Here is a 15271-nt window from a genome sequence, read left to right as displayed (position 1 = left end):
TGTCGTTATTATCTTCACTTTTTTCTGTTATTTCTCATTTGCCTTCTTTATGCGGATCACCGTAAAAGAATAGGCAGGTAATTGATAGTCAAACTTTTCTGCTACTTCCATTGTGTCTTCAACAGGTAGCGGGGTATCGGCCGGTTTGCCGGTCAGTACGGTTCTTTTTGCAGAAGACTGTATAGCACCGATTCCGGAAAGGTCGACATTCGTATTCACCTCTACGGGAAGTAAATTGACCAGCTTCACAATCACGTCGCCACTTGCCGAGTCACGGACAATAGAAGCGGCAATGCGTTTCCGCACTTGATCGTCTCTATTATCAAGAGTGATCTTTGACGGCAAATATTCGTTTCCGGCATTCTGTCCGTAGAGTTTCTGAACATAGTAGCCGGTGGTAGGTTTCACTTCCCGGTTATTGAAGTAAATCAAATCCGGATTCCACTGGGTATGTCCTTCTTTTGCGAGAAGAGGGGCATAGGAAGTCATGTGTACAACATCTCCATTACGTTCCAAGGCAGCAAGATAAAGAGCTTCTGTCAGTGCTGTTTCGATATTCGCCTTTCGTCCCGGTATGTGAGTTGCATATTCGCCCAAGTATACTTTTGTCTTTTTCGAACGATCGTATTTGTCGTAGAAATCCTGGTTGTTCAGGAACCATCCCGGAGTCTGGTAATAATGTTCGTCGACCATCGGAATACCCAGTTTGTCCGCCAGCTTCCATCCTTCCACGTAGTCTGTACCCTCATTGAACGGTCCCACTGTACCGACAACAATCATTTCAGGATATTTTTCTTTGATGGCATTGAAGATCATTGTGAAGCGTTCTTCGAAGATATCAGTGATAAGATCTTCATTTCCGATACCGATGTATTTCAGATTGAAAGGTTTCGGATGCCCGGCTTCGGCACGTACCTTTCCCCATTTGGTCTTCTTAGCGTCACCGTTTGCCCATTCTATCAGATCAAGAATATCCTGAATATAAGCTCCCATTTCGCTCATCGGGATACCACCTTGTTGTCCTCCTCTCAAGTCGCCGTGACAGGCAGAGTTCTGGCAAGGAACACCGGCCGCCAGCACTGGAAGCGGTTCCGCACCAATATCTTCGCAAAACTGGAAATATTCAAAATAACCCAATCCCATGCTTTGATGGTATCCCCAAAGGTTACGCTGTGCTTTTCTTGCTTCCAACGGACCTACTGTATTTTTCCATTGATAAATGTTTTTCAAGCCATCACCATGAGCCACACAGCCACCGGGGAAACGGATGAAACGGGGATGAATATCAGCCAACACTTGAGCCAGATCTTTGCGAAGCCCGTTCTTACGTCCTTTAAATGTATTCTGCGGGAATAGGGAAATCATGTCCAGATTCAATTCACCAACAGATTGAGGGATGATTTCGAGATGAGTGTCCGCAGTAGCTTTAGCAGTTATCACCGCTTTATATGTTTTCCATTGACGGGAAGACACTGTTAGAGAAGTCTCTCCACACACATTTCCTTTTCCATCTACCAGACGAACCTGCAATTTATTTGATTTACCCTGCGGAACCCGGGCGAAGATGGAAAAATCATATTTCTCTCCGGTGTTCAGTGCGATTCCATCAAAACCTGTATTTTCTAATGCAGCTCCCGGTTGTTCTACATTCAGCACGGCATAATGTGGGTTATTGATATGAATAGGGTCGGTAGTATCAATAGTGAAAGTCGTTTTCTCTCCTTTCAGTGCCCAGGAATGAGTGCTGTTCCAGTTCTTATCTCCTTCCCTGTCCGAAGGGTCGTACTCGAAGTCGCGGTTTTGGATAAGTTCTGCATAGAGTCCTCCGTCTGCCGAATAATTGATGTCTTCAAAAAAAGCGCCCAGCAATACATCACTAATGGCTTTTGCGCCTTCCGGTTGTACAGTGACCGTTGCTTTTACAGGCTTCAAACCGGCAAAACGTTCTCCATCCTGTATCGGACGTTCTCCATGTAATGAGTTCCGATATTGATTCCAGCCATAATTTTTATCCAATCCATCCACCAAGGTCCAAGCTACCCGGTTGATATTTCCTTTCTGCTCTTCTCCGGCAACAATAGCTTTCACTCTCACTCCGTCAAAATCCGGCGTAGTACGGGGATATTTCTGACTGGTCCAGTTGATTAAATCCTTGGAAGTAGCCTGGCCGTATCCATCATGGTCATTCAGTTTCCAGGTACAAATCCATTCGCCATCGGACGATTGTTTCAAATAAGGATCGAGCATTTTCTTCTGTGATCCCCAGCGGCTATAATCGCACCGGAGATATCCGTAGTTCCGGCCAATTTCAAACCAATTTTCTTTATCTGTACTCCAGGCAAAACGGAGTCCGCTGCGTCCGTCGTCTCCGGAAGTTGCAAAAGAAAACAGATAAACCGAATCGGGTGTACTCGTCATTTCTTTGATTGCAGCTAAAGTGAGCTGCTGGAACGACAAAAACAAGACAACTAAAAAGAGGAATAATTTTCTCATGGTATATATTGCATTAAGATTATCAATCGCAAAGTTAAGATTTTCATCATTCTAACAAGCGTGTTTCATATAATAATTGGTAATTATACACTTAAAAATATATAAGAAACAAGTAAACAAGGGTAAAATATACACTTTTCCCCATATCGTATACTGTTTTCCTGGATTACAACTAGTTGAATCCATCTTATCAGAATAACTCAAAAGAAAACAAAAGGATGGGAATACTCACTGGGAAGCGAAGATTACCCGCCTGAAAAACAATTGGTTTAACAAATCAGGGACAGGTGTTTTTCTCCTGTCCCACGAGATATTTTAGTTCAGAAACCTTCGGGTTTGCCATAGGCCTTGAAGAGGCGTTTCAACTCTTTTGGGGTAATCGGTATGACAGTGCCATGGCGCGGATGGAAATCCATACTGATAGCATGGTCAATCACTTTGAAATGTTCCAGATCGGAACTTTCGGTAAACTGGTATTTACCTTTCGTATATACATCATACATCAAAATATACTTATCGGAACCAACCAGCGGGAAAATACCCGAACCTTCTACCGGATCCTTCGTCTGCTGTTTATAGTCATCCGATTCTGTCCATTGGCCGGAGGTTAGAGAGGAGGTAGTGGCCTTTTTAATTCCATTTCCATTCCCTTCCGTTTTGTAGAACAAATGATAGAGTCCATCTTTGTAAATAATGTCGCCGTCAATACATGATTTTTTGTTTTCCGGAAGAAACAGTGGCTTCGGTTCTCCTTCTATATCGGTAAAATCTTTGTCGGCATAAGCATAATAAATGATATCGGGACCATTGCCATGTTGCATGGACCAGTAAACCATGTACTTTCCTGCTTCCCTATCATAAATAGTTTGTGGAGCCCACACACGTTTCAGATCCTCCTGATTGGGATATTTTTTCTGGATATTCACGATATTGGAAGTCCAGTGTACAAGGTCTTTTGATTTCAATAATATCATGGCACGGTTAGAACTCCATCCATTGCCGGACACCATATCTGTCACCACCATATAAAATGTCTTCCCATCTTCACAGCGCAAGATATGGGGATCACGTACTCCACCTGTTGAACTAATCACACGGGAATCAAGTACCGGCTGATTTCCATTCAAGGCTTTATAATTATATCCATCGAGGCTAACAGCCATCCGGACGGCTTCTTCACTCATGCGATTGCCGGTGAAGTAAACAAACAGGTAAGCAGATTGCTGGCAATACCCAGTCAACACTCCCACAAATAGGAATGCGAAAAGAATTATATTTTTCTTCATATTCATCATCATTTCAATGCTTTTTCATCCATTGTTTTATTCTTGTTCATTCACTGTTTAGTAGTTGAAATCAGCAGGTTTCACATATACACGATATTCCTTAATCATACCCGGATACCCTTTTTCGGCACGAGGCAGATAGCGGAAACCGGTCACATTTTCCACTTTGCTCAAGTCAATTACCAATTGATGAGGATAAGGAACATTGTCCACTGTCATCCAGAAAGTGGATTCCTGCAAGTCGAATATCTTGTCGGCTGTACGGTTGCCACTACGCGTTTCTTCACTATTGGCATAACGAATCTTCCAATGTTCGCGGGATACCGGTTTACCATCAGCTCCCAGGACATCAAACTCTGCTATCGCTGCGATGTTATCATTTGCTTGTGGAGAAAGTGCTTCCAGACAGAAATAACGTCCTTTCACCGGAGTGGCAAATCGCACTTCCTGCCAGCCGTTACCCGGAGTGAAAGCTCCTTCATGGCCCACTTTCTCACCCGTCAGTTTCAGTTTTTCTCCATCCTTGCGGTGTGTTTCGGGAGCTTTTTCACGAAGCACATCGAGAATTGGTTTCTTCAAACCTTTGATGGAAGCCCGGGTAGGACCTTTCAAATCCAGAACGAGGATTTCATTCTCTCCTTCTTTCAGCCAGCACCCCGGCATAAAGAGAGTCTGCTGCGGACCGATTTCCCAGAAACGCCCCATTGCATGACCGTTCACCCAGACCATACCTTTTCCCCATGTACTCATATCCAGGAAAGTATCTCCTACTTTATCCAGTGTAAAGGTGCTCTTATAATAGGCAGGCATAGTCGGTAATATCTTTGTATCGCTATATTTCTTATCGTTTATAAAGGAATAATCTACCGGGAAGTTATATACAGTCCAGTTTTTCAATTCCTTAGTCTGGTTACCCGAAATAAGTTCCACCTTTTCGGTGATCCCTTTGCGGTCGTGGATGGATTTGTCAAAGTTAACACGTCCCATTGCTTCCACAAGAATATCCAGTTGTGTGCCTTTTTTCAGCGCGGGCAGGGTCGTTGTAAATTCTCCCTTACGACGGTCCAAGCGTGCCAGCAGTTTACCGTCGGCATATATCTGCGCCCAGTCGTGCACTTCCGTAATTTTCAAAGTGGTGCCTGCAAGAGTCGTTTCGGGCAATGTGGTACGATACAGAATCGTTCCCCATCCCTGGTTGAATTGTTCCATCGGTTGAATATCCACCGTTTGTTTTGCCTCCGGCAGATTTGAGAAAAGCGGAGCCACTTTATGGAAGTGAAACTCGGGGATTTCAATAACAGGCAGAGCTGCGGGCACTGCGGGCAACGTCTCACCTGCCGGAAGATAGTTTTTCAACAAGTCACGAAGCAAGAAAAACTTGTCGGTCGTCCATCCGGGTTCGCTAATCGGAGCATCATAATCGTATGAGCTGCACATGGCGGAATAAGCCGGGTTGTTCGCACCTCCCCAATGTCCGAAAGTCGTTCCTCCGTGAGTCATATACAGACTGAAAGAGATGTTCCGGTCGAGCATATCCTTGATGCCCTGTACCATATCTTTTGCAGGACGTGTCTCATGTTTGCGTCCCCAGTGGTCGAACCATCCGCTCCAGAACTCGCTACACATCAACGGAGTTTCAGGACGAAGTTCTTTGAGTTTTTTAAATTGCTGGTCGATATTGGCACCTGTTCCAAAGTTCACCGTCCAAATCAGGTCATCGAGCGCGTTATTGGTGAAGTTACTGCTCCAGTCACATTGAAACAGAGGTACATCGGAAAAACCGGATTCACGAACCAGGTCGCGCACGGCAGAGACATAAGGTTTGTCGATTCCATAAGAACCGTATTCATTCTCTACCTGTACCATGATGATATTTCCCCCTTTATTCACTTGCAGCGGAGCCAGTTGCTTACCGACCTCTTTCATAAAGATGCCTACCCGTTCCATATAATAGGGATCGAGCGTACGCAAGGCTATATCTTTTTTCTTCAACAGCCACCAGGGAAGTCCCCCCATCTCCCACTCCGCACATACATACGGACCAGGACGGACAATGACATACATACCGTGTTTCTGTGCCGCACGGCAGAAAGCTGCAATATCATTCTGACCGGAAAAATCAAACTTTCCTTCTTCCTGTTCATGGATATTCCAGAAAATATAAATACAAATAGTATTCATGCCTAATGCCTTGCACATCTCAATGCGATGTTCCCAATAAGCTTGCGGGATGCGGGTGTAATGCAACTCGGCAGCCTTCACCACAAACGGTTTTCCATCCAGCAAGAATGTGTTCTTGCCTGCCTCAAACTTCCGTGCAGTAGTTTGCGCCTGTGCAGTACTAAAGAAAATAACTGTAAAAAGTACCAGTAAAGCAATCAATCTGTTTTTCATGGTTTATTCAAAAATAGAATTTTAATAGTATACGGCAAAGGTAGGCGATTCACCTAAAAAGGAGGGCATAATTATCATTCAAAAAGGGTTGGAAATAAAGCAAAATAGCGCCAAATAGCAGATAAAACAACAATGGTCGGAAGATGAGAGGCATTTTACCATGCTCATCTTCCGACCATTTGTCCGGTATGTGATTACAATAAAATCAGTTTTCTTTTGTCAATAGACTTTCCAGTTCTTCCGCATTCAGGCGGAGATAGAATTGTCCGCGATAGGCTACGGAGATAGCGCCCGTCTCCTCTGAAACAATAATGGCATGTGCATCCGACTGTTGAGAGATTCCCATCGCTGCGCGATGCCGCAAACCAAGTTCCTTCGGTATATTCAAATCATGGGAAACAGGAAGGATACATCCCGCCGCCTTGATACGTTTTTTGCTGATAACCATCGCTCCATCGTGCAACGGGCTATTCTTGAAAAAGATATTCTCGATTAAACGCTGATTGATTGCCGCATCAATCAATTCGCCTGTACGAACGACTTCATCTAAAGGAGTATTATGCTCAATGACAATCAATGCGCCGACTTTTTGTTTCCCCATGCTTAAACAGGCCATTACCACGGGCATGATATCATCGTGCTTCAACGATTCTTTCTTCGATCCGCTAAAGAGACGGGCCAATGCACTGACATGCCGGTGAGATCCCAAAGTCAAAAGAAAACGGCGTATCTCATCTTGAAAAAGCACAATCAACGCTATTACACCCACATTCATCAATGTGTCGAAAATAGAACCCAACAGTTTCATCTCCAGCACTTGTGTCACCACCAGCCAGATCAGAATAAAAACCAAAATTCCGGTGAATACCTTGATGGAGCCGGAAGCTTTCATCAGTTTGTAGGTATAGTACAAAACAAAAGCTACCAGCAGGATATCGATAAAATCTTTTATGCCAAACTCAAAAAACATGCACCCTCCTCTTATTTGTCATATCCACTCTCTATTTTTAATTTCTCTGTGATCCGGACAGCTTCCACCGCCTCACGCACATCATGTACACGCAGGATGTGCGCTCCTTTCATTAACGCAACAGTGTCCAATACGGTTGTCCCGTTTAACGAATCTTGCGGGGTTCCTCCCAATAATTTATAAATCATTGATTTCCGCGAAACTCCCACTAAAACGGGAAGTTCGAATATGTGGAATTCTTCCAGATGCGCCATCAGTTCATAATTATGCTCCAATGTTTTTCCGAATCCGAATCCCGGATCGAGAATGATATCTTTCACTCCCAAGTCGCGAAGTTGCTGCACTTTACGAGCGAAATACAGGAAAACGTCTTTAATCAGGTTATCATAAGACGGTTCTTTCTGCATACTTTGGGGTGTTCCCTTCATATGCATCATAATATAGGGCACTCCCAAGTCGGCTACTGTCTGAAACATCCGGTGGTCCATTTCACCGGCAGCTATATCATTAATCATAGCAACTCCATAATCTTTCACACATTCTTCGGCTACATCAGCCCGGAAAGTATCAACAGAGATAATAGCTTCCGGATGATTATGGTTCAGGATTTCCAGACCGGTACGTAGTCTGTTCATCTCTTCTTCAGCAGAAATATGTTCGGCATTCGGCCGTGAAGAATAGGCGCCTATATCAATTATCGAAGCACCTTCATCAAGTATCTGACGGGCCCGGGCAGCAATGTCCTCTTTGGTCTGCATCCGGCTGCCGGAATAAAAAGAATCGGGAGTTACATTCAATATTCCCATCACCTGCGGAGTAGCAAGATCGAGCAACCGCCCTTTTACATTTATATAAATAGGAGATATAGGTTTCATCATTGACAACATTCCTTTTAGATCGCCTACAAATGTAGATAAAAAAAGCAAGTATTCGTACTAAAAAGAAGAAATAAACGTATATTTGCAAACTATAGAAGAAACCGAAAAATTCATACCATGAGCCGATTAACCCTATTTCACGTAGGATTTCTTTTCCTCATTTTGTTCTTTACCACTACTGCTAAAGCTCAAAAAGAGGCTGAAACTTTCAATGTTGACTCTACTCTCTATGAATATTATCAACGTTGTCAAGAATACTTATTAGAGCCTGTTGTACTTAATATGTCCGACACTTTATTCCGAATGGCTGGCGAACGGCAGGACGAACGAATGCAGGCAGTAGCCATAGCCACTCAACTGGATTATTATTATTTCCAGGGAACCAATGAAGACAGCGTAATCCACTATACCAACAAAGTAAAAGAATTCGCCAAGGCCACTCATCAGCCTAAATACTATTACTTCGCATGGGCGAACAGATTAATCACCTATTACCTAAAAACAAGCAGAACAAACATAGCACTTTATGAAGTGCAAAACATGTTAAAAGAAGCTCAAGAAGAGGATGATAAGACCGGCCTCTCCCGTTGCTATAACATCATGTCGCAAATCTACACCATCAAAAGATTCGATTCAATGGCGTTCGAGTGGCGATTGAAAGAAATCGAACTGACTGAAAAATACAAGATCGAAAACTACAACATCTCCCAGACCTATGCCCAGATAGCCAACTATTACATCAACCAGAAAAAGCAAAAAGAAGCATTAGCTGCTGTGGAAAAAGCCATTGCGACTGCCAATTCCTCTACGCAACAAATATCTGCCAAGTTGGAATTTGTAAACTACTACAGCAAGTTCGGCGACTTTCAAGCTGCCGAAAAATTACTGAAGGAGTGTCAGGCGGCATTTGAACAGGACAAAAGACTGGAGTCTATCAAAAAGAGACTGTATAATATAGAATGTTTATACTACCAGCAGACCAAACAATATCAGAAAGCGCTGGAAGCCGCAAAGATGCAGGAAAAAGAAGAACGTCGTTTAAGCGAAAGCATACTTAGCAGCATCCATTACCGCACACAGGGAGAAATCTACCAAAAGATGGGAAATATGAACCTGGCGGTCAAATATCTGCAAATGTACATCAACACGGATGACTCTTTGAAAATAGCCAATGAACAAGTGTCCAGCAGCGAATTCGCCACCTTATTAAATGTAGAAAAGCTCAATGCCGAAAAGAAAGAACTCATGCTTCAAGCACAAGAGAAGGAGTTGCATAATAAAACAACCTTGATTATTTCATTGATTATTTTATTAGGTATCTTATTCATATTCCTTTATAGAGAAAATTTCCTGAAACGCAAACTGAAAGTTTCGGAAGCCGAACTTAAAACAAGGAATGAAGAACTTATGGTATCGAGGGAAGAATTGCGTAAAGCCAAAGATATAGCGGAAGCAAGCAGCCGGATGAAAACAACGTTTATCCAAAGCATGACGCACGAAATCCGCACACCGCTCAACTCTATCGTAGGCTTCTCGCAAGTATTAAGCGACCATTACAGCAATAGTCCGGAAACACAGGAGTTTGTCAATATCATCAAAAGTAACAGCAACGACTTGCTTCGACTGGTGACTGATGTGCTCACGCTGTCCGAACTGGATCAATATGAACAACTGCCCACTGACGCCGAAACAGACCTTCATGCGATCTGTCAACTTGCATCTGAAGTTGCCAAAGATAACACGCAGAAAGATGTGGAGGTTTTATTCGAACCTGAAAGAGAAAGCCTGCTCATACGCAGTAATTCGGAACGTATATCACAAGTATTGAACAACCTGGCACATAATGCCGCTAAATTTACGACTCATGGCAGTATTCGCATCGTTTATTCCGTATTGGAAGCTGAAAAGAAAATTGAAATCAGTGTGACCGATACAGGAACAGGCATCCCGAAAGACCAACAGGAAGCAGTATTTGAACGTTTCTACAAAATGAACTCTTTCACGCAGGGCACCGGGCTCGGACTTCCGATATGCCGGAGTATTGCCGAAAAGTTAGGAGGCAGCCTCCGAATCGACACTTCTTACACAGAAGGATGCCGGATGATCCTGACTCTTCCTTTGATATATGCCTAAGCAAAAAACTGCCCGAACTCCCATCAAATCCGAAAGAATAGCCTATCTTTGCAACGTTTTAAATAAAAGATCAGGTTATGAAACTTTCTGCTCTTTACCAGATTTTTCTGGATTGCCAATCAGTAACTACTGATAGCCGGAACTGTCCGGACGGTTCTTTGTTTATCGCCTTGAAAGGTGAGTCGTTCAACGGTAATGCATTTGCCAAATTAGCACTGGACTCCGGATGCGCGTTTGCCATTATCGATGAAATACAGTATGCCGTAGAAGGCGATCAACGATATATACTTGTAGACGACTGCCTGCAAACCATGCAGCAGCTTGCCAACTATCATCGCCGCCAACTCGGAACGCGAGTGATCGGCATTACGGGCACTAATGGGAAGACAACCACCAAAGAGTTAATTTCCAGCGTTCTCTGCCAAGCCCACAATGTACTCTATACTTTAGGTAATCTCAACAACCACATCGGCGTACCGACTACCCTGCTACGGTTAAAACCGGAACATGACCTTGCCGTCATTGAGATGGGCGCCAACCATCCGGGGGAAATCAAGTTTCTTTGCGAAATAGCCGAACCGGATTATGGTATTATCACTAACGTAGGCAAAGCTCATCTGGAGGGATTCGGTTCTTTCGAAGGAGTTATCAAGACCAAAGGAGAGCTTTATGATTTCCTCCGCAAGAAAGATGCCATCACCTTTATCCATCACGATAACCCCTATTTGATGAATATCTCACAGGGACTGAACCTGATTTCTTATGGAACAGAAGATGATCTCTATGTCAATGGCCGGATTACCGGCAATTCGCCTTATCTTGCTTTCGAATGGAAAGCCGGTAAAGACGGTGAAGCCCATCAAGTCTGTACACAATTGATCGGAGAATATAATTTCCCCAATGCCCTGGCTGCAATCACTATCGGACGTTTCTTCGGAGTGGAAACAAAGAAGATCGATAAAGCTCTGGCAGAGTATACGCCACAGAACAACCGTTCCCAACTTAAAAAGACAGAAAATAACACGCTTATCATCGACGCATATAACGCAAACCCAACCAGCATGATGGCTGCCTTGCAAAACTTCCGGAATATGACAGTTCCCCACAAGATGCTCATATTAGGAGATATGCGCGAACTGGGTGCTGATAGCCCGGCCGAACACCAGAAAATCGTTGACTACATCAAAGAAAGTAATTTTGAGAAAGTATGGCTCGTGGGAGAACAGTTTGCCGCAAGTGAACATTCTTTTAAAACTTATGCAAATGTGCAGGAAGTTATAAAGGATTTGCAAGAAGATAAACCCAAAGGATATACTATTCTCATTAAAGGTTCCAATGGAATCAAACTTAGTTCAACGGTAGAATTTCTATAAAGCCGGAATGATAAACGGTGAACGGTAAACGGTGAATAATGGATATGATATAGTCAACCATTATTCACCGTTTACCGTTCACCGTTTATCATTCACCGTTGTTGTTCATAGGTTGCCTTTTACTGCTTATTTATTTTCATCCTCGGTCGTACGACATAATAGGCCACTAAACTAGCCAGAACCGCCCCTGTTGTATTGGCCGCAAAATCCAACCAGTCTCCACCCCGGTAAGTAGTACAATATTCCTGCAACAATTCCACACAACCACTAAAAAGTACAGGGCAAAGGAATGCGCCTACCCATGCATGCCATATCGGAGCATTGTCCCTGCGATGTGCACGCAAAAATTCCAGCCACAGCATCCCCGACATACCCAAATACATACAAACATGAACCAGTTTGTCGAGGTTGGGAATTTCATCTAAATCCGTCTTAGGCGGTTTAAAGAACGACAGATAAATCACTGTCAGAATGATAAAAAGCGAGATTGGATATTTCTTAATATAAGATAGCATATCTAAATAATGTTACAATTTTCGTGCAAATATAAGTATCATTTTCTATATTTGCGCTCTAATACGTATATTTTATAACGATTTGTAAGATAAAACAAGATTTATGGCAAAAAATGATAGAGCAAACTTCGGCAGTAAATTAGGAGTCATACTCGCTTCTGCCGGCTCTGCAGTCGGATTGGGTAATATATGGAGGTTTCCCTATGAAACAGGAAACCATGGAGGCGCTGCTTTTATATTGATCTATTTAGGCTGCATTCTTCTTCTGGGATTGCCTATTATGATTGCCGAGTTCCTGATAGGACGCCGTTCGAGAGCTAACACAGCTAGAGCATATCAGAAATTAGTACCTGGAACACATTGGCGTTGGGTAGGACGCATGGGGGTATTGGCAGGCTTCCTGATACTTAGTTATTATGCTGTAGTAGCAGGATGGACACTCGAATATATTTTTGAAGCTGCTACTAATGGCTTTGCCGGAAAAACCTCCGGAGAGTTCATATCCTCTTTTCAACAATTCTCCAGTAGCCCATGGAGACCGGTTGTATGGTTGGTGGCATTCTTGTTGATTACTCATTTCATCATTGTGAAAGGGGTAGAAAAAGGAATCGAAAAGTCCTCCAAGATCATGATGCCTACCCTGTTTATCATTATCCTCATACTGGTTGTTTGCTCGGTCACTCTGCCGGGAGCCGGTGCAGGTATCGAATTCCTGCTCAAGCCCGACTTTAGCAAAGTGGACGGAAATGTATTTTTGAGTGCCATGGGACAAGCGTTCTTCTCATTGAGTTTGGGAATGGGATGCCTTTGTACGTACGCCTCCTATTTCAGTAAAGAAACCAACCTGACCAAAACAGCTTTCAGCGTAGGAATCATTGATACCTTTGTGGCGATACTAGCCGGATTTATCATCTTCCCGGCAGCTTTTTCCGTAGGCATACAACCTGATTCAGGTCCGAGTCTGATCTTTATCACCCTGCCTAATGTATTCCAACAGGCATTTAGCGGAGTTCCCATACTGGCATATATATTCTCTGTCATGTTTTATGCGTTGTTGGCAATGGCTGCTTTAACTTCTACCATTTCCCTGCACGAAGTAGTAACCGCTTATTTACATGAGGAGTTCAACCTCTCCCGTGGAAAAGCAGCAAGGTTAGTCACCGGCGGTTGTGTCTTCCTCGGAATATTCTGTTCACTATCACTGGGAGTCATGAAAGGATTTACCGTTTTCGGACTGGGCATGTTCGACCTCTTCGACTTTGTAACAGCTAAAATCATGTTACCACTGGGCGGATTGTGCATCTCCCTCTTTACCGGATGGTATCTGGACAAGAAGATTGTATGGTCGGAGATTACCAATGACGGTTCATTAAAGGTACCGGTATACAAACTCATTATCTTTATATTAAAATATATCGCACCAATCGCCATCTCACTGATATTTATCAATGAACTGGGATTAATCAAGCTATAATGTGGAAAGACTTCCTTTATTATACTAAAACAGAACGACAAGGCATTATCGTCCTTGTCGTTCTTATTTTAGGAGTATATGCCGCCCCTAAACTCTTCTCCTTTTTCACACACGCTGAAGATACCGACTGCAGAGAGAACGAGAAGTTCGATAAGGAATACAACGACTTTATTCCCTCCCTCCGGGAAACCAAACCTCACCAAAAGTCCGGTCATTCTTTTCAATCATCCCCTCAAAGGGAAATCAAGCTTGCGATGTTTGACCCGAACACCGCAGACTCCACTACTTTTCTTTCGCTTGGATTACCATCCTGGATGATAAAGAATATCCTGCACTATCGCTATAAACAAGGTAAATTCCGCCACCCGGAAGATTTCCGAAAGATATATGGACTCACGGAAGAACAATACCAGACTCTTCGTCCTTATATACAAATTACAGAAGATTTCAGTTCGACAAATAAAGACACGGTACGATTGTTAACCACACCAAGCATACAACGGGACACCCTTGTGAAATATCTCCCGGGAACTATCATCAGCCTCAACTCCGCAGATACCACCGAACTGAAGAAAATTCCGGGAATCGGAAGCAGCATTGCCCGGATGATTGTGAATTACCGCGAACGGCTGGGAGGCTTTTTCCGAATAGAGCAGTTACAGGAGATTCATCTAAAGGCAGAGAAACTCCGTCCGTGGTTTTCCATTGACACCCATCAGACACGCCGCATCAATGTAAATAAAGCCGGCATGGAACGAATGATGCATCATCCATACATAAACTACTACCAAGCAAAGGTTATCATAGAATATCGGAAAAAGAAAGGATTCTTAAAAAGTCTGAAGCAATTATCTCTCTATGAGGAGTTCACTCCTATTGATCTTGAACGGCTAGAGCCCTACATTTGTTATAATTAATAAAAAAAAGATGCATTCCTATCACACCAGACAAGAATGCATCACACACAAACAAAACAAACACTCTACTATCATCTTCACAGACTTCCGTAGAGAAGCGACTATAAATATATAGCTAAAAGATAGAACACTTGCAAGGCTCTACCTTTTTGGTATACATTTTTAGAAATTAGGTTCTCTAATTAATCTTTTTAATCATACCATCCACTATATGAACGGTCCGGTCCGTAATTTTGGCAAGCCCCTCGTCATGCGTCACAATGACAAAAGTCTGCCCCAGCCGGTCTCTCAAATCGAAGAACAGTTGATGTAAATCTTCTTTATTATGTGTATCCAGACTACCGGATGGTTCGTCTGCCAGAATAACTGCCGGATCGTTGATTAAAGCCCTCGCTACCGCCACCCGTTGTTTCTCGCCTCCCGACAATTCATTCGGTTTATGAGAAGCCCTGTCAACCAGTCCCATAAAATCCAGAATCTTCATAGCGCGTTCGTGCGCCTCCTTCGAAGATACCCCGGCGATTAGAGCGGGAATCATCACATTTTCCAATGCCGTGAACTCCGGCAGTAGTTGGTGAAACTGGAAAACAAAACCAATATTCTTATTACGAAATGCAGATAGTTCTTTCTCCTTCATCCGACTCACCACTGTTCCGTCAATCTGCACCGTACCTGCGTCCGGTTCATCGAGAGTGCCCATGATCTGCAACAAAGTCGTTTTACCGGCACCGCTCGGACCTACGATACTGACAATTTCTCCTTTATTGATTTCCAGATCAATGCCTTTCAACACTTGCAATGAGCCGAAACTCTTCGTTATACCTTCTAGTTTTATCAT

At 43.3% G+C, this 15271-nt stretch carries 11 protein-coding genes; 4 read left to right on the top strand and 7 right to left on the bottom strand.

Annotated features, from left to right (window positions below):
* Positions 1-27 precede the first annotated feature (27 nt).
* The 5 genes from HMPREF9010_RS10390 to folP all read right to left on the bottom strand — a co-directional run bounded on the left by HMPREF9010_RS10390 (position 28) and on the right by folP (position 8021).
* A complete protein-coding gene (locus HMPREF9010_RS10390; RefSeq protein ID WP_008649561.1) occupies positions 28-2493 on the bottom strand; it encodes an alpha-L-arabinofuranosidase C-terminal domain-containing protein in 2466 nt (821 codons plus the stop codon).
* A gap of 320 nt (positions 2494-2813) precedes the next feature.
* A complete protein-coding gene (locus HMPREF9010_RS10395; protein WP_008649558.1) occupies positions 2814-3791 on the bottom strand; it encodes a glycoside hydrolase family 43 protein in 978 nt (325 codons plus the stop codon).
* A 45-nt stretch (positions 3792-3836) separates the two neighbouring features.
* Positions 3837-6173: a beta-galactosidase gene (locus HMPREF9010_RS10400; protein ID WP_008649556.1), complete on the bottom strand. Its 2337-nt coding sequence runs from the start codon at positions 6171-6173 to the stop codon at positions 3837-3839.
* Between the two features lie 205 nt (positions 6174-6378).
* Positions 6379-7143, bottom strand: coding sequence for a diadenylate cyclase CdaA (gene cdaA, locus HMPREF9010_RS10405; protein ID WP_004309664.1), 765 nt, complete (start codon positions 7141-7143; stop codon positions 6379-6381).
* 11 nt (positions 7144-7154) lie between these two features.
* Complete coding sequence (folP, locus tag HMPREF9010_RS10410; protein WP_008649554.1) at positions 7155-8021, bottom strand: dihydropteroate synthase; 867 nt, start codon at positions 8019-8021, stop codon at positions 7155-7157.
* Between the two features lie 117 nt (positions 8022-8138).
* On the opposite strand from folP, the gene HMPREF9010_RS10415 reads away from it, so the two are divergent.
* Positions 8139-10154, top strand: coding sequence for a sensor histidine kinase (locus HMPREF9010_RS10415; protein WP_008649552.1), 2016 nt, complete (start codon positions 8139-8141; stop codon positions 10152-10154).
* A gap of 77 nt (positions 10155-10231) precedes the next feature.
* On the top strand, positions 10232-11527 hold the full coding sequence (locus tag HMPREF9010_RS10420; protein WP_008649550.1) for a UDP-N-acetylmuramoyl-tripeptide--D-alanyl-D-alanine ligase: 1296 nt from the start codon (positions 10232-10234) through the stop codon (positions 11525-11527).
* Between the two features lie 119 nt (positions 11528-11646).
* Here HMPREF9010_RS10420 and HMPREF9010_RS10425 read toward each other — a convergent pair whose 3' ends face one another.
* Complete coding sequence (locus HMPREF9010_RS10425; protein ID WP_008649548.1) at positions 11647-12042, bottom strand: VanZ family protein; 396 nt, start codon at positions 12040-12042, stop codon at positions 11647-11649.
* Between the two features lie 103 nt (positions 12043-12145).
* Here HMPREF9010_RS10425 and HMPREF9010_RS10430 point away from each other — a divergent pair, with 103 nt between their 5' ends.
* Both HMPREF9010_RS10430 and HMPREF9010_RS10435 read left to right on the top strand, forming a co-directional pair.
* Positions 12146-13516 carry a sodium-dependent transporter gene (locus HMPREF9010_RS10430; RefSeq protein WP_004309661.1) on the top strand — a complete coding sequence of 457 codons (1371 nt, stop codon included), beginning with the start codon at positions 12146-12148 and terminating at the stop codon, positions 13514-13516.
* Positions 13516-14433 carry a helix-hairpin-helix domain-containing protein gene (locus tag HMPREF9010_RS10435; protein WP_008649546.1) on the top strand — a complete coding sequence of 306 codons (918 nt, stop codon included), beginning with the start codon at positions 13516-13518 and terminating at the stop codon, positions 14431-14433. The genes HMPREF9010_RS10430 and HMPREF9010_RS10435 overlap by 1 nt, the downstream gene beginning before the upstream one ends.
* A gap of 178 nt (positions 14434-14611) precedes the next feature.
* Here the strand turns inward: HMPREF9010_RS10435 and HMPREF9010_RS10440 are convergent, their stop codons facing one another.
* Positions 14612-15271 carry an ABC transporter ATP-binding protein gene (locus HMPREF9010_RS10440; RefSeq protein ID WP_008649544.1) on the bottom strand — a complete coding sequence of 220 codons (660 nt, stop codon included), beginning with the start codon at positions 15269-15271 and terminating at the stop codon, positions 14612-14614.

Origin of the sequence: Bacteroides sp. 3_1_23, from assembly GCF_000162555.1 — a bacterium.
Taxonomy (GTDB): Bacteria; Bacteroidota; Bacteroidia; order Bacteroidales; family Bacteroidaceae; genus Bacteroides; species Bacteroides ovatus.
This window is presented reverse-complemented; position numbering and strand designations above follow the sequence as displayed.

Coding starts and splice junctions, on each gene's coding strand:
- HMPREF9010_RS10435 (WP_008649546.1), top strand. CDS start 13,516: ATGTGGAAAGACTTCCTTTATTATACTAAAACAGAACGACAAGGCATT.
- folP (WP_008649554.1), bottom strand. CDS start 8,021: ATGATGAAACCTATATCTCCTATTTATATAAATGTAAAAGGGCGGTTG.
- cdaA (WP_004309664.1), bottom strand. CDS start 7,143: ATGTTTTTTGAGTTTGGCATAAAAGATTTTATCGATATCCTGCTGGTA.
- HMPREF9010_RS10400 (WP_008649556.1), bottom strand. CDS start 6,173: ATGAAAAACAGATTGATTGCTTTACTGGTACTTTTTACAGTTATTTTC.
- HMPREF9010_RS10420 (WP_008649550.1), top strand. CDS start 10,232: ATGAAACTTTCTGCTCTTTACCAGATTTTTCTGGATTGCCAATCAGTA.
- HMPREF9010_RS10390 (WP_008649561.1), bottom strand. CDS start 2,493: ATGAGAAAATTATTCCTCTTTTTAGTTGTCTTGTTTTTGTCGTTCCAG.
- HMPREF9010_RS10395 (WP_008649558.1), bottom strand. CDS start 3,791: ATGATGATGAATATGAAGAAAAATATAATTCTTTTCGCATTCCTATTT.
- HMPREF9010_RS10415 (WP_008649552.1), top strand. CDS start 8,139: ATGAGCCGATTAACCCTATTTCACGTAGGATTTCTTTTCCTCATTTTG.
- HMPREF9010_RS10440 (WP_008649544.1), bottom strand. CDS start 15,271: ATGATAAAACTAGAAGGTATAACGAAGAGTTTCGGCTCATTGCAAGTG.
- HMPREF9010_RS10430 (WP_004309661.1), top strand. CDS start 12,146: ATGGCAAAAAATGATAGAGCAAACTTCGGCAGTAAATTAGGAGTCATA.
- HMPREF9010_RS10425 (WP_008649548.1), bottom strand. CDS start 12,042: ATGCTATCTTATATTAAGAAATATCCAATCTCGCTTTTTATCATTCTG.